The following is a 17,739-nucleotide window of genomic DNA, read 5'->3' on the forward strand; positions in this document are numbered from 1 at the left end:
GGCAGGAGACGGCTGACATGACGGCGGCAGCGGGGGTTTCGCAGCGCCCGCCCGGCACACCGTGCTGGGTGAGCCTGATGGTGCACGGACTCGGGAACACCGAGGACTTCTACACGGACCTCTTCGGCTGGGAGTACGAGCCGGGCCCGAACCAGCTGGGGCCGTACGTACGGGCCCTCCTCGACGGCCAGGAGGTGGCGGGCGTCGGGGAGATGCCGCCGGACCGGCACCTCCCGGTGGCCTGGACCACGTACTTCGCCACCGATGACGCGGACGCCACCGCCGAGGCGATCCGCTCCTGCGGCGGAACGGTCGCGGTCGGACCGCTGGACGCCGGGGCGGCGGGCCGGATGGCGATCTGTTCCGACCCGCTGGGCGCGATCTTCGGCATCTGGCAGGCCGGCGCCCATCCGGGCACGCGCCGGCCGGGGGTGCCCGGCACCCCGGTGTGGAACGAGCTGGTCACCCAGGACACCTCGACGGTCGGCAAGTTCTACCAGCACGTCTTCGGGCACGAGACGGAGGAACACCCGGCCTCGTCCACCGACTTCGACCACGTGACGCTGCTCCTGGGCGGACGTCCGGTCGCCGCGGTGCACGGGGTCGGCCGGTCCCTGCCGCACGACCGGGGGCCGCACTGGATGACGTACTTCGAGGTGGCGGACACCGACGCGGCCGCCGCCCGGGTGACCGAGCTGGGCGGCCGGGTCGTCACGCCGCCCCGGGACGGCGTCCGCGGCCGGGTGGCCACCGTCGCGGACCCGGAGGGCGCGGTCTTCTCCCTCGTCCGCACGGACGTCCCGGCCGGCTAGTCCACCGGAGCCGGGCGCCCCGGGATCAGGACGCGGGGGCGTCGAGGGCCCGCAGGTCGGGACGTTTGGCGCTGCGGCCGTCCCCGGAGGACGCGCCGCGCAGGCGGCGGCCGAGCCACGGGCCGAGGAACCCGGCCGTCCAGCCGACTTCGGCCGCCGCGCTCCGGAGCAGGCCCGGGGCCGGGCGGGGCGGCAGCGGGTGGGCCCAGGTGCCGTCGTACCCGGGCACGGCGAGGGCTTCGGCCAGGGCGGCGGCGATCCTCGCGTGGCCGAGGGGGCTGGCGTGGAGCCGGTCCGTGCTCCACATCCGGGGGTCGTGGGCGGCGTCGGCCCGACCGGTTTCGGCCACGGCGACCCCGTGCCGGGCGGCCGCGGCACGGATGTGCTCGTTGATCTCGGCCACCCGGGGCGCCAGCGGCCGGGCCATCGGCGCGATCCGTGCCACGTCGGGGAAGGTCACGGTCGCCACCCGGGTTCCGGCGGCCGTGAGCGCGGCGAACATCTCCTCCAGGTGCCCGGCCGTGGCGGCCGCGTCGAACCGGGGCCTGAGCAGGTCGTTGACCCCGGCGACCACGGTCGTCACGTCGGGGCGCAGGGCGAGGGCGGGGCCCAGCTGCTGCGCGTGGACCTGGCCGGCGAGGCGGCCGCGCACGCCGAGGTTGGCGTAGAGCAGGCCGGGGTGGGCGGTCGCGAGGTGCGCGGCGAGCCGGTCGGCGAAGCCGCGCAGGCCGGTCGCGTCGTCCCCGTCCCCGAGCCCTTCGGTCTGGCTGTCGCCGAGGGCGACGTAGCGTACGGGTTCAGCGTTCGGCACGGGCTGCCTGCCTCTCCTTGAGTACGGCCGCGATCCTCAGGCACCAGTCCCGGTGGCCCTGTTCGAAGGCCAGGCCGCGCAGGCAGGTCAGGTAGCCGCCGATGCGCTCGCCCCGGAGCAGGTACTCCGCCTCGTCCACGGGGCCGCGCATGGTGCGCAGCATCGCGCCGAGCAGTTCGATCTTGGCCGCCGCAGCGGCGGCCCGCTCTTCGAGCTGTTCGATCACCGGTCCGGTGCCGATGCGGTCGGCGCTCTGCACCTTGACCAGCAGGTCGTCACGGATGAAGGAGGGTTTCGGCGGCGCCTCGGCGAACCGCTCCAGCTCGGCGCGGCCGGCGTCGGTGACCCGGAACAGCCGCTTGTTGGGCCGGCTCTCCTGGACCACCTGCCGGCCCTCGACCAGTCCGTCCTGTTCGAGCTTGGCCAGTTCGGCGTAGAGCTGCTGGGGCAGGGCGTGCCAGAAGTTCGCGACGCCCACGTCGAAGGCCTTCGCCAGCTGGTACCCGCTGTACTCGCCGTCGAGCAGCGCCGCCAGGACCGCGTGTTTCAGGGCCATCCCGCCCGGCCCCCTTCCCTTTGATCGTCCGCCGCTGCATCATACTCAAAAAACTGACTAGTCACATTCTTGAGTAGCTGCCGCATTCCCGTGTGTTCCGAGCACCTGGAGGGGTCATGGAGACCGCCGAACGCTTCCGCACCGCCGTGGAGAAGCGCGATCTCAGCGCGCTGGACGATCTGTTCACCGAGGACGTCCGGTTCTACAGCCCGGTGAAGTTCACCCCCTTCGAGGGCAGGCCGATGGTGCTGGGCCTGTTCGGCGTGCTCCTGCGCGTCTTCGGGGACCTGCGCTACCTGGGCCGGCTGGACGGCGCCGCCGAGACGAGCGCCGACGGCGGGGAGGCCCCGTCGGTGGTCCTGCCGTTCCGGGCCGTCGTGGACGGGAAGCAGATCCACGGCATCGACCTGCTGCAGTTCGACGGGGCGGGCCGGATCAAGGAGTTCACGGTGATGGTCCGCCCCCAGTCGGCCGTCCACGCCCTGGGGCAGGCGGTCCTGGCGGGCCTGGTGGCCGACGGCCTCGTTCCCGATCCCGCGGCCGGCCAGGGCGCCTGACGGACCGACACGCGCGCGGAAGGCCTTTCCTGCCGGCCCGGCATCTACTTGCTAATGTGGCAAGTAGATGCCGGGCCGGCACGTTTCAGGGAGGCCCGGCGACGAGCGGGAGGACTTCGTCATGGGGGAACGGGCCGACGCCATCGCGTCGTTGAAGGGCATCGCGCGGATCGAGGACCGCGCGCGCGGGAGGAGCGGCTGGTACGCCGCCTACCTGTGGGTCTTCGCCGGATGGCAACTCTTCCTCGTTCCGGTGGTGTTGCTGTGGCACGGACGGACGGGCACCCTCGTCGGCACGGTGGGCAACGTGGCCGTCGTCATGGGCCTGTCCCTGTTCGCGACGCGGCAGCCCGTGGTCCCGCGCGGCCACGGCGGCCGCCACCTCCGGGTGATCGGCACCTGGGCGGTCGCCTACGTCACGAGCCTGCTGCTCGGTTACGCCGTCTTCCGCGACTCCACGGCCTTCGCGGTCGTGGCCGCCCTGGCGTGCGCACTGCCGGCGGCCGCCGCGGCCCGGCGTGAGGCGCGTTCCGCGTGACGGACGGGACCTCGGCGGGCGCGGAGCGGGTTCCGCACCCGCGCCACGCGCTCGCCCCGCTGCTGGGCTCGGCCGTACGCCTGTCGGTCGTCGCCGCGCTCGCCCCGGTGCAGAAGGCCGAGTTCGGCTACGTACGGGACCTGGTGGAGATCACCGACTCCGCGCTGTCGAAGCAGGTCTCGCGGCTGGAGGAGGCGGGCTGGGTGACGGTGGAGAAGGGGCAGGTCGGCCGGCGGCCGCGGACCTGGCTGGCGCTGACCGAGGAGGGGCTGGCCCGCTACCGGCGCCACCTCGCCGCCCTCACCGCCATCGCGGGCACGGACGGCCCCGGCCCCGGCGCCGCCCGGGACTGACCCCGGGGACCCGGGGGCGCAGGCGGGACCGGGGTGCCGGTCGGGGCGCGGGCCCGCAACCCGGTTTGTGTGAATAGCCGACCACGTGATCAACCACGGCGAGTCGGCTTCTGCGAAGGGCATCCGATGCCACGTTCACCGAGGAAGTCCCCCGGTCGCTCCCGCCGGCGGACGCTGGGCGCCGTCGGCGTGGCGGCGGCGTACGGACTCCTGCCCCTGACCGCCGCCTTCGCGGCCGTGCCGGCCCCCGGGGACGCGGACCTGGCCGTGGCGGGCGCGCTGCGTCCGAACGCCGCCGCGGGCGCCGCCCGGGAACACCGGGAGGCGGCGGGCGCGGTGGCGCGGGAGACCTACGACTACGTCCTGACGGTGACCAACCGGGGGCCGTCCGCGGCCCGGCAGGTACGCGTCACCGACCGGCTGCCCGCCTCGCTGGAGTTCGCCGCCTCCCGCGACGGCTGCTCGGTCAGCGGCCGAACGGTGACCTGCGGTCCGCCGGCCGCCCTGCCGGTGGGCCCGTCGCACAGCTGAGTGATCACCGTACGGCTGGCGGCCGACTACCGCAGCGACGGCGGCGACATCGTCAACGATGCGGTCGTCGGAGCCGACACCCCGGACCCGGACGGGCTGGACAACACGACCTCGCTGACGGGGCTGAAGATCCCGCCGATCGCGCGGGCGGCCGACCTGTCGCTGCGCAAGACCGCCCTGCTCGCGAAGGGGCGCGAGGACGTCCGTCCGGGCGAGAAGTTCACGTACCTGATCACGGTGCACAACCAGGGCCCGGCGACGGCGCGGCAGGTCACGGTCACCGACCGGCTGCCGTCCTCGCTGGCCCTGCTCTCCTCACCGGACGACTGCGCGGTCCCGAAGGGCGAGGACCGGCTGGTGGTGTGCCCGCCGCTCGCCCGCCTGGCGGCCGGTGGGAGCGCGGAGTTCAGGATCACGGTCCGCGCGGTCACCGGGGAGCGGGGCCGTCCGCCGGGCCGCTCGTGCGCGCCGATCGAGAACGTCGCCCGCGTCACCTCGGCGAGCTTCGACCCCGACCCGTCGGACAACGCCAACGAGCGGGGTACGACGGGCCCCGGCGGCGGCCGGCTGTGCCTGGTGTCCGACCGGGACGAGGGCCACCACGGCGGCCGTGGCGACCTCGCCGATTCGGGGGCCCGGGTCCCGGTCGGACTGCTGTGGGTCTCGGCCGCTCTGGTGACCGGTGGCGCGGCCCTGCGGACGGCCTTCCGCCCCCGCGCGTGACCGCCGGTCCGCGGACGGGGCCCTCACCGAGCGAGCAGACGAGGAACGTTCCGGAATGACCATGCCCTGGAGTGCCCGGTGGCGCAGGGCCGCCGCCCCCTACTGTGCGCGGCGGCGCTGCTGCTGCCGTCACGCGGCGGCGGACGGCCGGCCCGACGGCCCGGGACCGCGTGCGCTGGCCTACGGCAGCGACCTGAGGAACACCGCCCAGGTCACGGCCGACAACATCGACCCCGCGAGCGAGAACGACGAGAGCACCGCCGCCGTGCCCGGCGGCCACGTCACGGATCCGTCCGCGGACCTCGCCCTCACCAAGGACCGTCACCTGCGGTCCGCTGCCCCGCCTGGCGCCGGGCGCCTCGATCACCTGGGTGATCAAGGTGAAGCTGGATCCGGAGTACACGGGCAACGGCTCTGACATCCGCAACACCGCGACCGTCGACGCGCTGACCGCCGACCCGAGGCCCGCGAACAACACGAGCGCGGCCGCCGGTCCGCCCGAAGGCACGGTCAAGACCCCGACGGCCGACCTGGAGGTGGGCAGGACGACCCCGTGACCCGCTGATCCCCTGATCCGCTGATCGCCGGAAGGCCGGCGGGGCTCCGCGCCCCGCCGGCCTTCCTCACGCGCGGGTGCGGTGCGTCCTCACCGGGCCCACGGCAGGACGCGGGTGCCCTCGACGCCGGGCACGGAGGCCACTCCGTCCGCGCGCATGGCGACGTGCGCCCGGGCCGCCCGCGGGGCGTGGACCTGGCGGACGACGTCCGGCGGCAGGACGACGGTCTGCCCGGCCCCGACCTCCTCGATGCGGCCCGCGCAGGTGATGTGCAGGGCGCCCTCGGTCACGGTCCAGACCTGCTCGCGGCTGACACTGTGCTCGGGGCCGGTCCTGTCGGCCTCGATCTCCACGGTCCAGGTGCTGAGTTCCGCGCTGCCCCGGCTGGGGGCGGCCAGCCCGGTCATCCGGGCGTTCGGGGACTCGACGACGTTCTCGGCGGTGGGGGTGATCACGTGCACGGCGGGCTCCTCGGTGGAGGTGGTGACGTTCAGGGAGTCTCCCTGGATGCGCTCGGGCTATTTTTACTACGGACGTAAATTTAGCCAGCCGCAGAAGGTCGGTCAAGAGCATTTTTACTACGAGGGTAAGATTTGCCCATGGGCACCGAGATGGGACTCCGCGAGTCCAAGAAGCAGGAGACCAGGCGGCTGATCTCCGACTGCGCGACCCGGCTCTTCATCGAGCAGGGCTTCGAGCAGACCACCATCGCCGAGATCGCCACCGCGGCCCGCGTGGCCAAGAAGACGGTGACGAACTACTTCCCGCGCAAGGAGGACCTGGCCCTCGACCACTACGAGGTCTTCACCCAGGGCCTGGCGCGCAGCGTCACGGAACGCCTGCCCGGCGAAGAACCGCTCACCGCCCTCAAACGGACGTTCCGCGCCGCGCTGCTGGAACACGACCCGGTCGTCGGTTTCACCGGACCCGCGTTCGCCCGTATGGTCGCCGACAGTCCCACCCTCACCGCCCGCCTGCGCGAACTGCACGACGAGCGCGAGGAAGCCCTGGCCGCGGCGCTCGGCGCCGCCGTCCCGGACACCACCGCGGCGATCGCCCCCCGGGCCGCCGCCGCCCTGATCTCCGCGGCGGACCGGCTGCTGTTCCGGCGCATCCAGGAACTCACCCTGGCCGGCCACGACGACGACCGGATCGAGGCCGTCCTCCTCACGGAGGCCGACCACCTGCGCGCCCTCCTCGGAGCCGCGCTCGGCAACGACCCCACCGGCACCGTCTGGTGACCCGGCCGGTCCGGTCAGGCGGGGTTGACCGGGAGGACGTCCGGGGAGAGGGCGCCGGCGCGGGCCGCGGCCGAGGTCATGCGGCGGCGGTGGTGGCGGCGGCACAGGACCTCGTAGCCGATCTCCCCCGCCGGGCGGTTCACGTCACCGACCACCACCTGGGCGCCCTCGACCACCATCTCCCCGCCCACCGTGCGGGCGTTGTGCGTGGCGCGGGCCCCGCACCAGCACAGGGCCTCCACCTGGAGCTGCTCCAGGCGGTCCGCCAGCTCGATCAGGCGCTGCGAGCCGGGGAACAGCTTCGTGCGGAAGTCCGTCGTGATCCCGAAGGCGAACACGTCCAGGCCCAGGTCGTCCACGATGCGGGCCAGCTGGTCGATCTGCTCCGGCGCGAGGAACTGCGCCTCGTCCACGATCACGTAATCGGCCTTGCCGCCCTTGGAGAGCTGCGCCACCAGGTACGCGTACAGGTCCATGCCCTCCGGCGCCTCCACCGCCTCCGTCACCAGGCCGAGGCGGGAGGACAGCTTGCCCTCCCCCGCCCGGTCGTCACGCGTGAAGATCACACCCTGCAGACCCCGCGCATCGCGGTTGTGGGCGATCTGGAGAGCCAGAGTGCTCTTTCCGCAGTCCATCGTTCCGGAGAAGAACACCAGCTCGGGCATGGGAGGTACGGGACCTTTCAGGTCTGGGAGGGGGAAGGGGAAGCAGGGCGGGCGGGGCGGCTCAGGTGCGGACTTCGAGCAGCGGGACCAGCTGTTCGGCCGCGGTCATGGAGCCGTGCATGCCGGTGAGGGCCGACTCGTTGGGCTCGTTGCGCGACGCGGTGATCGCGACGTCGGCCTGGGCCGCGGCGATCACGTCGCCGATCCGTCCGAGCACCCGCTCGTCGCACTCCCCCGGAGCCCCGAACCAGCCCAGTTCCAGGGCCTCTTCGCGGCTCGCGACCCAGAAGCGGTCGCCGAGCACCTCGCGCCACACGGTCAGGACGTCGGCCTCGGCGCCCGGTACCGCGTAGACGTGCCGGGCCCGGCCCTCGCCGCCGAGCAGGGCCACGCCCGCACCCAGCTCCCAGTCCTCGTCGAAGTCGATCCGGGAGTCCTCGTCGAAGGGGACGTCGACCATGCCGTGGTCGGCGGTCACGTACAGGGCGGTGCGCGGCGGCAGCTGCTCCGCGAGCCGCTGCACGAGCCGGTCGACGTACATGAGCTGGCCCCGCCAGGCGTCCGAGTCCACGCCGTGCCGGTGGCCGGCCCCGTCGAGCTCGCTGTAGTACGTGTACACGAGCGAGCGCTCCCCGGCGGCGAGCTGGATCGCGGCGAGGTCCATCCGCTCCTCCCCGGTCATCCGGCCGTGGAAGGTGCCGCCGCTGAGGGCGATCTGGGTGAGCGGGGTCCTCTGGAAGTTCGGTGCGGACACCTGGGCGGTGTGCACCCCGGCCGCGTCGGCGAGCTGGAACACCGTCGGGTACGGCTGCCAGGGCTTGGGCGGGGTCCACGGCTGCCAGCGGAGCTGGTTCATCAGTTCGCCGGAGGCCGGGTTGCGCACGGCGTAGCCGGGCAGGCCGTGCCGGGCGGGGGGCAGGCCGGTGCCGACGGAGGCCAGCGAGGTGGCGGTGGTCGCCGGGAAGCCCGCGGTGATCGGACGGCCGGTGCCGCCGCGGGAGCTCGCGAGGAGGGAGGTGAGGAAGGGGGCGTACTCCGGGTGGGCCTTGATCTGCTCCCAGCCCATGCCGTCGACCAGGAAGACGCAGTTCCGGTCGGCCGGGGCCAGCTCGGTGATCCCCGCGGCGAGACCGGGCACGCCCTGTCCGGCCGCCAGGGTCGGCAGCAGGTCGGCGAGGGAGCCGGTCCCGTAGTGCGGGACCGGGGCGCCGGCGAGGTCGAGGATTTCCGGGTCGTCCTGCCAGTTCGGCGGCGCGGAGTACGACATCAGCGGGCGGGGGTGGCGGTCGCCGCCGTGGCTTCCGAGAGGGCCTGGGCGAAGACGAGGGTCTGGCGGACCGTCTCCGGTCCGTCGCCCGCCTCGCTGACCCGCAGGCTGAGGTCGTCGGCCGTGGAGTTGCCGGTGTAGCCGTGGTCGGAGTCGCAGTTCGGGTCGCCGCAGGCGGCGGGCTCCAGGTCGATGCGCGAGACCGCGCCCCAGCCGATGGTCAGCACGACCTCGCGCGGCAGCTGGCCCGGGGTGTAGGACTCCGGGTTGGCCACGACGCGGCTGAGGACCACGGAGGAGATGCTGGACAGCTTGACCGACTCGGTGGAGGTCGTCGCGTACGGGGACGGGGACCCGGCGTCGGCGGCCTGCTCGTCGGTGTGGCTGACGATGAAGCGGTTGCCGGTCAGGACCAGCACGGTCACGTGCCGGCGCACCTCGTTGGAGTCGAAGGTGGTCTCCTGGTGGACCAGGTACGACGAGATCGGCTCGCCACCGACGGCGGCCTCCACCGCCTCGGCCACGAGGGCCGGGTAGTAGCCGCTGCGCTCGATCGCCGCGCGGAGCAGCCCCTGGGTCGTCGTACCGGATTTCGCCATGAGGTCCATCCTAAGGCCCGTACGGCGTCCCCCTACCTGCCCGGCGCTCAGTAGCTGGGCAGGGTGCGCGGGCCGAGGTCGGTCCGGGCCGGCGGGTGGGCCACGCGGACGGTGGCGCTGAGCACGGAGAGGCCTTCCGTGGCGACGACGACCGGCTCCAGGGCGACCGCGGTCACCTCGGGGTGGTCGTCGACGAGCCGGGACAGGCGCAGCAGCAGTTCCTCCAGGGCGGGGGTGTCCACGGGGTCGCTTCCGCGCCAGCCGAAGAGGAGCGGCGCGGTACGGATGGAGCGGATCAGCGCGGCCACGTCGCGGTCGGTGGCGGGGACCAGGCCGTGCGCGGTGTCGCCGAGGAGCTCGGAGGCGACTCCGGCGAGCCCGAAGGACAGGACGGTTCCGGCGGCGGGGTCGACGACGGCGCGGACGACGGTGTCCACCCCGCGCGGGGCCATCGCCTGGACGACGGGGAGCAGCTCGCCGGGCTTGCCGAGGGCCTCGGTGAGCTCCTCGTAGGAGCGGCGCAGCTCGGCCTCGGTGGTCAGGTCGAGACGTACGCCTCCCAGGTCCGCGCGGTGGCGCAGGTGCGGGGCGGTGGTCTTGAGGGCGACCGGGTAGCCGAGGACCCGGGCGGCGCGGACGGCGGCGTCGGGGCTCGGGGCGGGCAGGACGGGCCGGACGGGGATCCCGTAGCGGCCGAGCAGGTCGCGGGCGTCGGCCTCGTCCAGGGTCAGGGCGGTCCCCTCGGGCACGCCGTCCAGCAGGGCGGCGAGGCGGGCCGCGGCGCCGCTCTCGTCGATGTCCTCGTACTCGGGGACCTGTCCGGCCTCGGAGTTGGCCCGGCGCCACTCGGCGTACCGGACGGCCTCGGCGACGGCCTTCACGGCCCGCTCCGCGGCGGGGTAGGCCGGGATCCGGCGGGCCGCCTCCCGGGGCGCGCCGCCGGGGGCCGGGGCCTGCGCCGGTGCCGGGGCGGTGGCGGCCGTCTGGTCCGGCGCGGCGGGGCCGGGCGGGGCGGGGGGCGCGGCCCGGACGGCGGACAGGGCCTCGACCAGCTCGCTCAGCTCCACGTGGACCACCGCGACGGGCTTGCCGGGCACCTCGGCCGCGGCCTGCCGCAGCGCCTCCGCGAGGTCGTCGGCGAGCGTGCGCTCGCTCACCCACGGGATGGCGTTGACGACAACGGTGTCGCAGTCGTCCGAGGCCAGGGCGGCGGACAGGGCGGCGCGGAAGTCGGCCGGGGTGGCGGCGGTGGTCAGGTCCTGCGGGGGCAGCGGGCGCAGCCCCTCGGTCAGGCAGGCGTCGTAGGTGAGCACGCCGAGGGACTCGGAATTGCCGAGGATGGCCACGCGGGGGCCCGCCGGGAGGGGCTGTCCGGCCAGCAGCAGGCCGACGTCCACGAGCTCGGTGACGGTGTCGACGCGGATGACGCCGGCCTGCCGGAGCAGGTCGGAGACCGTGGTGTCGGGGAGCCGGGTGCCGGGGACGAGGTGTCCCGCGGGGGTGTGCCGGCCGCCGCGGGCGACGACCACCGGCTTGACGGCGGCCGTGCGGCGGGCGAGGCGGGTGAACTTGCGCGGGTTCCCGAGGGTTTCCAGGTACAGCAGGGCCACGTCGGTGGCCTCGTCGTCGTACCAGTACTGGAGGATGTCGTTGCCGGAGACGTCCGCCCGGTTCCCGGCGGAGACGAAGGACGACAGCCCCTCGCCGCGCCGCAGCAGTCCGGACAGCAGGGCGATCCCGATGGCGCCGGACTGGGTGAACAGGCCGATCCGTCCGCGGGCGGTGGCGGGGGCCGGGGCGAGGGAGGCGTTGAGTTCCACGGCGGGGGCGGTGTTGATCACCCCGAAGGCGTTGGGGCCGATCAGGCGCATCCCGTAGGAGCGGACCTGGCGGACCAGTTCCCGCTGGCGGGCCAGTCCGGCGGGGCCGCTCTCGCCGTACCCGGCCGAGAGCACCACCAGGCCCTGTACGCCGTGCTCCCCGCAGGCGGCGACCGCGTCGGGGACCCGCTCGGCGGGGACGGCGATCACGGCGAGGTCGACCGGGGCGTTGATGTCGGCGACGGTGCGGTAGGCCCGTACGCCGTCCAGCAGGTCCCCCTCCATGCCGGGGGCGCGGGCCTCGTTGACGGCGTAGAGGTGTCCGTGGAAGCCGCCGTCGCGCAGGTTGCGCAGGGTGGCGGAGCCCACGCCGGATCCGGAGCGGCTGACGCCGACCACCGCGACGGAGCCGGGGGCCAGCAGGCGCTGTACGGAGCGGGCCTCGGCGCGCTGCTCGCGGGCCCGCTGGACGGCGAGGGACTCGGCGGTGGGTTCGAGGTCGAGGGTGAGGTGGACGGAGCCTTCCTCGAAGCTGCGCTTCTGCTGGTAGCCGACGTCCGTGAACACCTTGATCATCTTGGTGTTGGCGGGCAGCACCTCGGCGGCGAACCGGCGGATGCCGCGTTCGCGGGCCACCGCGCCGATGTGCTCCAGCAGGGCGGAGGCCACCCCGCGGCCCTGGTGGGCGTCCTGGACGAGGAAGGCCACCTCGGCCTCGTCGGCGGGCGCGGAGGCGGGACGGCCGTCGGGGCCGATGCGGTCGAAGCGGACGGTGCCGATGAACTCTCCGCCGATGGTCGCGGCGAGGCCCACGCGGTCGACGTAGTCGTGGTGCGTGAAGCGGTGCACGTCGCGGTCGGAGAGGCGGGGGTAGGGGGCGAAGAACCGGTAGTACTTCGACTCGTCCGAGACCTGCTCGTAGAAGCTGACCAGCCGGCCCGCGTCCTCGGTGGTGATGGGGCGGATCCGGGCGGTGCCGCCGTCGCGCAGCACGACGTCCGCTTCCCAGTGGGCCGGGTACGAGGGGTCCGACGCGGTGGTCATGGAGCCACCCTAAGGGGCGATGCGCCCCGGTGGACGGGCGTGCCCGACGGGTGGGACCGCATGCGCGCGGCGGATACGACACACCGGGGCGAACCAGTGCAAGCTGGGGAGGGTCGAACGGCGGTGGATCCGGGCCGGAAGTCGGTCCGAGCAGTCCGGGTGTCGTGAGAGACTGGTCTAGACAACCGTAAGAACCTGAAGGGCATCACCATGGCAGAGCGCCGCGTCAACGTCGGCTGGGCCGAGGGCCTGCACGCTCGTCCCGCCTCGATCTTCGTCCGCGCGACGACCGCTTCCGGCGTCCCGGTGACCATCGCGAAGGCGGGCGGCGACCCCGTCAACGCCGCGTCCATGCTGGCGGTCCTGGGCCTGGGCGCCCAGGGCGGCGAGGAGATCGTGCTCGCTTCCGAGGCCGACGGCGCGGACGCCGCGCTGGACCGCCTCGCGAAGCTGGTCGCCGAGGGCCTTGAGGAGCTCCCGGAGACCGTCTGACCCTTCGGGTCCGGTACCCGTGAAGCCGCAGTCCCCCACCCCGGGACTGCGGCTTCACTGTTTTCCGTACGGTTTTCCGCCCCGCCCGGCCGCGCGCATTCACCGCTACGGACCGACCACGGGAATTCAGCCGCCCGAATTGGGCGCCGCAGGAATTCCCACCCAGGAATTCAAGGACGGCAGGACGGCGGGCGGAATCACCTGTGGCCGGAAAGCGCGCACGCCGCATTCGCCCGCCCGGCATATCCCTTTGTATACGCCGGGATTGTTAATGCCGGCCGCTCGCCGTGTGTACGGCAGGTTGCGAAGTCCTCACCCGCGGCCGGTGCGCCGCGGCCGCCCGTTCCGCGTGCTGCGCGGTGAGGGCCGCGGCCCGCTCCGCGTCCCCGCGCGCCACCGCGTCGACGATCGCCGCGTGCTCCGCCCAGGAGTCCACGGGCCGCGCCGGGGCCTCCACCACGTACATCCAGGCGATCTTGTGCCGGGTCTGGGTGAGCAGGGCGATCAGCCCGGGGCTGCCGGACGCCTGGGCCAGCGTCTCGTGGAACCAGCCCCCCAGGGCCCGCAGGTCCTCTCCCTGCGCCTTGCGGGCCCGCTCCCGGCCCAGCCTGACCAGCCCGCGCAGGACCTTCAGGTGGGCCTCGGTGCGCCGGCGGGCGGCCCGTGAGGCGGCCAGCGGCTCCAGCAGCATCCGCAGCTCCAGGAGGTCGGCGGCCTCCTGCGCCGTCGGCTCGGCCACACAGGCGCCGGCGTGCCGACGGGTGGTGACGAAGCCCTCGGACTCCAGGGTGCGCAGCGCCTCGCGGACGGGGACCCGGGAGACGCCGTAGCGGCGGGCCAGGACTTCCTCGGTCAGCCGGCCCCCCGGCCCGAAGAAACCGGAGACGATGTCGTCGCGGATCGCTGTGCATACCGCGTGCGCAGGAATACGCAAGGCCGGACCTCCGCAGGATTAACCGCCGGCACCGTCGCCGGATTCTTGACCGTGCTGCGACTCTATTGCAGCACACGATAATTTCCGATGACGGCCCGATATCCGAAACATTTCACTGCGCCGGGGGACGCGAAGAAGGCCCCGGCTCGGAGAGCCGGGGCCTTCTTCGTACTGCCGCAGTGCGCGGTGCGTGCGAGTCAGATGCCCACGCCGTGCTGGCGCAGGTACGCCAGCGGGTTGATGTCCGTGCCGTAGGTGGCGCCGGTGCGGGCCTCGAAGTGCAGGTGCGGGCCGCTGGAGTTGCCCGTGGAGCCCGACAGGCCGATCTGCTGGCCCGGGGTGACGGTCTCGCCGACGGAGACGCTCAGCGAGAGCAGGTGCCCGTACTGGGTGTACGTACCGTCGTTGTGCTTGATGACGATGTTGTTGCCGTACGCGCCGCCCCAGCCCGCCTCGACGATGGTGCCCGCGCCGACGGCGTGGACCGTGGTGCCCTCGTCCGCGTGGAAGTCGATGCCCGTGTGGCTGCCGGAGGACCACATGCCGCCACCCGCGCCGTACTGGGTGCTGACGTAGGAGCCGTCGACGGGGGCCACGAAGGTGTTGAGGCGCTTGCGGGCCTCCTCGCGGGCGGCGCGCTCGGCGGCCTCGCGCTCGGTCTTCTCCTTGGCCTCGGCGGCCCGCTTGGCCTCGGAGGCCCGCTGCTTGGCGTCGGCCTCGGCCTGGGCCTGGGCGGCGACGGCCTCGGCGGCGACCTGCTGGGACTCGGCCTGGACCTCGATGTCGTCCTGGAGGCCGTCGGCGACGACGACGGCGTTCTGGCCGGTGTCCTCGACGGAGGGGGCGCTGTTGTCCGCGGCGAAGGCCGGGGCTGCAACGGCGGCGACCACACCCGTGGTGGCGAGGGCGGCTATGCCGGCGTAGCCGGCGGTCTTGCGGCTCAGACGGCTGGAACCACGGTGCTTGCCGGGAGCGGCGGTACGACTGCCAAACGCCATGAAGGGGCTGGTCCTTTCCTTCCCTCTCGCCTACCGGGTTAGCTGACGGGTTCGGAGCAGGAAGGTCTCCTACGGGCCCCTCTTGCGAGGTGGTCCGATTCACCCCAGGGACACATGTGGGTCCCCGGCTCCCCAGGCTCGCGCCTGACGGGGACTCGGCGATTGCTGCCCGGTGCCGCGAGTGCGGCGCGCACAACTGACGGACAGCAAGGGCGACGCTAGGCGGATCATCAGTCGATCGCCAAACAGACGAGCGCTTTTGTTGCGTACGCCACACCGCATAACCGCAACCACGGCGGTAAAGCGGACAAAAGGGGTCCCGGCGGTGACACTGCCGGGACCCCTTGTCGTACTCCGGTGCCAGGGGGTCTTCAGCCCCGAACACCGACGCCACGGACGTCAGTTGGTGACGACGGTGACCTCACCGATGCCGAGGGCCCGCACCGGCTCCTCGATCTGCGCGGCGTCGCCCACCAGGATCGTGACGAGCCGGTCCACCGGGAAGGCGCTCACGACCGCCGAAGTGGCCTCGGCCGTACCGGTTTCGGCCAGCCGGGCGTACAGCCGCGCCTGGTAGTCGTCCGGCAGCTCCTGCTCCACCTGGTCGGCGAGGGTGCCCGCGACGGACGCCGCCGTCTCGAACTTCAACGGGGCCACGCCCACCAGGTTCTGCACGGCCACGTCGCGTTCGGCGTCGGTCAGGCCCTCCGCGGCGAGCGTGCGCAGCACCTTCCAGAGGTCCTCCAGCGCCGGACCGGTGTTGGGGGTGTCCACCGACCCGCTGATGGCGAGCATCGAGGCGCCCTTGCCGTCGGCGGTGGAGCGCAGCACCTGGCCGAAGGCCCGCACCCCGTAGGTGTAGCCCTTCTCCTCGCGCAGCACCTTGTCCAGGCGGGAGGTGAGGGTGCCGCCGAGGCAGTACGTGCCGAGCACCTGGGGCGCCCAGACGATGTCGTGCCGGTCGGGACCGGTCCGGCCGATCAGCAGCTGCGTCTGGACCGCTCCGGGCCGGTCCACGATGACCACGCGGCCGGTGTCGTCGGCCGTCACGGGCGGAACGGGCAGCGGCTCGGCGGAGTTCCCCGTCCAGGTGCCGAGGGTGTCGGCCAGCACGGCGTCCAGGTCGATGCCGGTCAGGTCGCCGACGACCACCGCGGTGGCGGTGGCGGGGCGCACGTGGGCCTCGTAGAAGGCCCGTACGGCCGCGGAGTCGATCCGGGCGACGGTCTCCTCGGTGCCCTGGCGCGGGCGGGACATGCGCAGGGTGGCCGGGAAGAGCTCCTTGGAGAGCTGCTTGGCGGCACGGCGCTGCGGGTTGGCCAGCTCGTGCGGGATCTCGTCGAGCCGGTTGCGCACCAGGCGGTCGACCTCGCTGTCGGCGAAGGCGGGGGCGCGCAGCGCCTCGGCGAGCAGACCGAGGGCCTTGTGCAGGCGGGAGGCGGGCACCTCCAGCGAGACCCGCAGGCCGGGGTGGTCGGCGTGCGCGTCGAGCGTGGCGCCGCAGCGCTCCAGCTCGGCGGCGAACTCCTCCGCGGAGTGCTTGTCGGTGCCCTCCGACAGGGCGCGGGCCATGATGGTCGCCACCCCGTCGAGGCCCTCGGGCTCGGCGTCCAGCGGGGCGGCGAGGTTGATCTCGACCGCGACGACCTGCTGGCCCGGGCGGTGGCAGCGCAGCAGGGTGAGGCCGTTGTCGAGGGTGCCGCGCACGGGGGCCGGGAAGGCCCAGGGCTTGGCCTCGCCGGCCTGCGGGCGCGGGTGGAAGGTCATCGTGACGGCTGCGGTGTCGCTCACTGCTCCGCCCCCTCGTTCTCGTTCTCGTCGGACTCGTCGGAACCGGGCAGCGGCTCGTAGACCAGCACCGCGCGGTTGTCGGGGCGCAGCCGGGCGGCGGCCACGGCCTGCACCTCCTCGGCGGTGATGTCCAGGACCCGCTGGACGGCGGTCAGCGCCAGCTGGGGGTCACCGAACAGCACCGCGAAGCGGCACAGTTCGTCGGCCCGGCCGGCGACGGTGCTCAGCCGGTCCAGCCACTCCCGCTCCAGCTGCGCCTGGGCGCGCTCCATCTCCTCGGCCGTGGGGCCCTCGGCGGCGAACCGCGCGAGCTCCTCGTCGACGGCCGCCTCGATGGCGGGCACCTCGACGCCGCTGGAGGTCTTGACGTCCAGCCAGCCCAGCGAGGGCGCGCCGGCCAGGCGCAGCAGGCCGAAACCGGCCGCGACGGCGCTCTGGTCGCGGCGCACCAGGCGGTTGTGCAGGCGGGAGGACTCGCCGCCGCCCAGTACGGTCAGCGCCACGTCGGCGGCGTCGCACTCGCGGGTGCCGTCGTGCGGCAGCCGGTAGGCGGCCATCAGCGCGCGTGCCGGGACCTCCTCGACGATCTCCTCGCGCAGCTGAGCGCCCATGACCTCGGGGAGCGAGCCGTCGCGCGGCGGCTGCTTGCCGTCGTGCGCCGGGATGGTGCCGAAGTACTTCTCGACCCACGCGAGCGTGGTCTCGGGGTCGATGTCGCCCACGACCGACAGGACGGCGTTGTTGGGCGCGTAGTACGTACGGAAGAAGTTGCGCGCGTCCTCCAGGGACGCGGCGTCCAGGTCGGCCATCGAGCCGATCGGGGTGTGGTGGTACGGGTGGCCCTCGGGGTAGGCGAGGGCGGTCAGCTTCTCGAAGGCGGTGCCGTACGGCACGTTGTCGTAGCGCTGGCGCCGTTCGTTCTTGACGACGTCGCGCTGGTTCTCCATGGACTCCTCGTCCAGGGCGGCCAGCAGCGAACCCATGCGGTCCGCCTCCAGCCACAGGGCGAGCTCCAGCTGGTGGGCCGGCATCGTCTCGAAGTAGTTGGTGCGCTCGAAGCTGGTGGTGCCGTTCAGGGAACCGCCGGCGCCCTGGACCAGCTCGAAGTGCCCGTTGCCCGGCACGCTCGCCGAGCCCTGGAACATCAGGTGCTCGAAGAGGTGAGCCAGACCGGTCCGGCCCTTGACTTCGTGGCGCGAGCCGACGTCGTACCAGAGGCAGACGGCGGCGACCGGGGTGAGGTGGTCCTCGGACAGCACCACGCGCAGGCCGTTGGCCAGCCGGTGCTCGGTCGCTGTCAGGCCGCCGGAGCCGGCCTGAGCTGTGGCCGTGTGACCCATGGGCATGTGGTCCCTTCGATCGCGATGCAGAGATTTCTGTCAGACCTGCCACTGTATGCAAGCGCGTCGGCCACCGGAGAAGTTCCCGGGTCACGCCCCGGACCTCGTCC

General features: G+C 73.5%; 20 protein-coding genes and 1 riboswitch. Of the genes, 9 read left to right on the top strand and 11 right to left on the bottom strand.

Annotated elements, in window-relative coordinates:
- The first annotated feature begins 17 nt into the window (after positions 1-17).
- Positions 18-812 carry a VOC family protein gene (locus SLAV_RS10450; RefSeq protein WP_030235227.1) on the top strand — a complete coding sequence of 265 codons (795 nt, stop codon included), beginning with the start codon at positions 18-20 and terminating at the stop codon, positions 810-812.
- A gap of 25 nt (positions 813-837) precedes the next feature.
- Here SLAV_RS10450 and SLAV_RS10455 read toward each other — a convergent pair whose 3' ends face one another.
- On the bottom strand, positions 838-1,623 hold the full coding sequence (locus tag SLAV_RS10455) for an SGNH/GDSL hydrolase family protein (RefSeq protein ID WP_030235230.1): 786 nt from the start codon (positions 1,621-1,623) through the stop codon (positions 838-840).
- On the bottom strand, positions 1,610-2,179 hold the full coding sequence (locus SLAV_RS10460; RefSeq protein WP_030235232.1) for a PadR family transcriptional regulator: 570 nt from the start codon (positions 2,177-2,179) through the stop codon (positions 1,610-1,612). Before SLAV_RS10460 ends, SLAV_RS10455 begins: the two co-directional genes overlap by 14 nt.
- Before the next feature lie 116 nt (positions 2,180-2,295).
- Between SLAV_RS10460 and SLAV_RS10465 the strand changes: the two genes are divergently transcribed.
- The 6 genes from SLAV_RS10465 to SLAV_RS10490 all read left to right on the top strand — a co-directional run bounded on the left by SLAV_RS10465 (position 2,296) and on the right by SLAV_RS10490 (position 5,438).
- Entirely contained in the window at positions 2,296-2,736 is a 441-nt protein-coding gene (locus SLAV_RS10465; protein WP_030235235.1) for a nuclear transport factor 2 family protein, read from the top strand.
- 121 nt (positions 2,737-2,857) lie between these two features.
- Entirely contained in the window at positions 2,858-3,274 is a 417-nt protein-coding gene (locus SLAV_RS10470) for a hypothetical protein (RefSeq protein ID WP_030235237.1), read from the top strand.
- On the top strand, positions 3,271-3,627 hold the full coding sequence (locus tag SLAV_RS10475; RefSeq protein WP_030235239.1) for a winged helix-turn-helix domain-containing protein: 357 nt from the start codon (positions 3,271-3,273) through the stop codon (positions 3,625-3,627). The genes SLAV_RS10470 and SLAV_RS10475 overlap by 4 nt, the downstream gene beginning before the upstream one ends.
- A 126-nt stretch (positions 3,628-3,753) precedes the next feature.
- On the top strand, positions 3,754-4,158 hold the full coding sequence (locus SLAV_RS10480) for a DUF11 domain-containing protein (RefSeq protein ID WP_100660856.1): 405 nt from the start codon (positions 3,754-3,756) through the stop codon (positions 4,156-4,158).
- On the top strand, positions 4,159-4,881 hold the full coding sequence (locus SLAV_RS10485) for a DUF11 domain-containing protein (protein WP_030235245.1): 723 nt from the start codon (positions 4,159-4,161) through the stop codon (positions 4,879-4,881).
- Between the two features lie 371 nt (positions 4,882-5,252).
- Positions 5,253-5,438: a hypothetical protein gene (locus SLAV_RS10490; protein WP_030235248.1), complete on the top strand. Its 186-nt coding sequence runs from the start codon at positions 5,253-5,255 to the stop codon at positions 5,436-5,438.
- 89 nt (positions 5,439-5,527) lie between these two features.
- Here SLAV_RS10490 and SLAV_RS10495 read toward each other — a convergent pair whose 3' ends face one another.
- A complete protein-coding gene (locus SLAV_RS10495; RefSeq protein WP_030235251.1) occupies positions 5,528-5,899 on the bottom strand; it encodes a cupin domain-containing protein in 372 nt (123 codons plus the stop codon).
- A 150-nt stretch (positions 5,900-6,049) separates the two neighbouring features.
- Between SLAV_RS10495 and SLAV_RS10500 the strand changes: the two genes are divergently transcribed.
- A complete protein-coding gene (locus SLAV_RS10500) occupies positions 6,050-6,679 on the top strand; it encodes a TetR/AcrR family transcriptional regulator (RefSeq protein ID WP_051841210.1) in 630 nt (209 codons plus the stop codon).
- 14 nt (positions 6,680-6,693) lie between these two features.
- On the opposite strand, the gene SLAV_RS10505 is transcribed toward SLAV_RS10500, so the two are convergent.
- The 4 genes from SLAV_RS10505 to SLAV_RS10520 form a co-directional block, all read right to left on the bottom strand.
- Complete coding sequence (locus tag SLAV_RS10505) at positions 6,694-7,344, bottom strand: thymidine kinase (RefSeq protein WP_030235256.1); 651 nt, start codon at positions 7,342-7,344, stop codon at positions 6,694-6,696.
- Between the two features lie 61 nt (positions 7,345-7,405).
- The gene (locus SLAV_RS10510; protein WP_030235259.1) at positions 7,406-8,611 is read right to left on the bottom strand and encodes an alkaline phosphatase family protein; all 1,206 of its coding nucleotides are present in this window, start codon (positions 8,609-8,611) and stop codon (positions 7,406-7,408) included.
- Positions 8,611-9,210 (bottom strand): DUF5998 family protein, encoded by a 600-nt coding sequence (locus SLAV_RS10515; RefSeq protein ID WP_030235262.1) that lies wholly within the window; start codon positions 9,208-9,210, stop codon positions 8,611-8,613. The genes SLAV_RS10510 and SLAV_RS10515 overlap by 1 nt, the downstream gene beginning before the upstream one ends.
- A gap of 47 nt (positions 9,211-9,257) precedes the next feature.
- Positions 9,258-12,074: a bifunctional acetate--CoA ligase family protein/GNAT family N-acetyltransferase gene (locus tag SLAV_RS10520; protein ID WP_030235265.1), complete on the bottom strand. Its 2,817-nt coding sequence runs from the start codon at positions 12,072-12,074 to the stop codon at positions 9,258-9,260.
- Between the two features lie 210 nt (positions 12,075-12,284).
- Between SLAV_RS10520 and SLAV_RS10525 the strand changes: the two genes are divergently transcribed.
- Positions 12,285-12,566 (top strand): HPr family phosphocarrier protein, encoded by a 282-nt coding sequence (locus SLAV_RS10525; protein ID WP_030235267.1) that lies wholly within the window; start codon positions 12,285-12,287, stop codon positions 12,564-12,566.
- Between the two features lie 268 nt (positions 12,567-12,834).
- Here SLAV_RS10525 and SLAV_RS10530 read toward each other — a convergent pair whose 3' ends face one another.
- From SLAV_RS10530 to SLAV_RS10545, 4 genes are all read right to left on the bottom strand, one after another.
- Positions 12,835-13,500: a GntR family transcriptional regulator gene (locus SLAV_RS10530; RefSeq protein ID WP_030235270.1), complete on the bottom strand. Its 666-nt coding sequence runs from the start codon at positions 13,498-13,500 to the stop codon at positions 12,835-12,837.
- 197 nt (positions 13,501-13,697) lie between these two features.
- Positions 13,698-14,498 carry a M23 family metallopeptidase gene (locus SLAV_RS10535; RefSeq protein WP_030235273.1) on the bottom strand — a complete coding sequence of 267 codons (801 nt, stop codon included), beginning with the start codon at positions 14,496-14,498 and terminating at the stop codon, positions 13,698-13,700.
- Positions 14,499-14,510: 12 nt separating this feature from the next.
- A riboswitch (cyclic di-AMP (ydaO/yuaA leader) is annotated at positions 14,511-14,669 on the bottom strand.
- Between the two features lie 228 nt (positions 14,670-14,897).
- A complete protein-coding gene (locus tag SLAV_RS10540; RefSeq protein ID WP_037687912.1) occupies positions 14,898-16,265 on the bottom strand; it encodes a M16 family metallopeptidase in 1,368 nt (455 codons plus the stop codon).
- Between the two features lie 20 nt (positions 16,266-16,285).
- Entirely contained in the window at positions 16,286-17,629 is a 1,344-nt protein-coding gene (locus tag SLAV_RS10545) for a M16 family metallopeptidase (RefSeq protein ID WP_030235279.1), read from the bottom strand.
- Positions 17,630-17,739: the final 110 nt, after the last annotated feature.

The sequence above is a fragment of the Streptomyces lavendulae subsp. lavendulae genome, from assembly GCF_002803845.1.
Lineage (GTDB): Bacteria > Actinomycetota > Actinomycetes > Streptomycetales > Streptomycetaceae > Streptomyces > Streptomyces lavendulae.

What these genes read in the sequence shown, in the direction of transcription:
- SLAV_RS10450 (WP_030235227.1), top strand. Translation starts at nt 18, where the DNA reads ATGACGGCGGCAGCGGGGGTTTCGCAGCGCCCGCCCGGCACACCGTGC.
- SLAV_RS10460 (WP_030235232.1), bottom strand. Translation starts at nt 2,179, where the DNA reads ATGGCCCTGAAACACGCGGTCCTGGCGGCGCTGCTCGACGGCGAGTAC.
- SLAV_RS10465 (WP_030235235.1), top strand. Translation starts at nt 2,296, where the DNA reads ATGGAGACCGCCGAACGCTTCCGCACCGCCGTGGAGAAGCGCGATCTC.
- SLAV_RS10470 (WP_030235237.1), top strand. Translation starts at nt 2,858, where the DNA reads ATGGGGGAACGGGCCGACGCCATCGCGTCGTTGAAGGGCATCGCGCGG.
- SLAV_RS10480 (WP_100660856.1), top strand. Translation starts at nt 3,754, where the DNA reads ATGCCACGTTCACCGAGGAAGTCCCCCGGTCGCTCCCGCCGGCGGACG.
- SLAV_RS10500 (WP_051841210.1), top strand. Translation starts at nt 6,050, where the DNA reads ATGGGACTCCGCGAGTCCAAGAAGCAGGAGACCAGGCGGCTGATCTCC.
- SLAV_RS10505 (WP_030235256.1), bottom strand. Translation starts at nt 7,344, where the DNA reads ATGCCCGAGCTGGTGTTCTTCTCCGGAACGATGGACTGCGGAAAGAGC.
- SLAV_RS10510 (WP_030235259.1), bottom strand. Translation starts at nt 8,611, where the DNA reads ATGTCGTACTCCGCGCCGCCGAACTGGCAGGACGACCCGGAAATCCTC.
- SLAV_RS10515 (WP_030235262.1), bottom strand. Translation starts at nt 9,210, where the DNA reads ATGGCGAAATCCGGTACGACGACCCAGGGGCTGCTCCGCGCGGCGATC.
- SLAV_RS10520 (WP_030235265.1), bottom strand. Translation starts at nt 12,074, where the DNA reads ATGACCACCGCGTCGGACCCCTCGTACCCGGCCCACTGGGAAGCGGAC.
- SLAV_RS10525 (WP_030235267.1), top strand. Translation starts at nt 12,285, where the DNA reads ATGGCAGAGCGCCGCGTCAACGTCGGCTGGGCCGAGGGCCTGCACGCT.
- SLAV_RS10535 (WP_030235273.1), bottom strand. Translation starts at nt 14,498, where the DNA reads ATGGCGTTTGGCAGTCGTACCGCCGCTCCCGGCAAGCACCGTGGTTCC.
- SLAV_RS10540 (WP_037687912.1), bottom strand. Translation starts at nt 16,265, where the DNA reads ATGACCTTCCACCCGCGCCCGCAGGCCGGCGAGGCCAAGCCCTGGGCC.
- SLAV_RS10545 (WP_030235279.1), bottom strand. Translation starts at nt 17,629, where the DNA reads ATGGGTCACACGGCCACAGCTCAGGCCGGCTCCGGCGGCCTGACAGCG.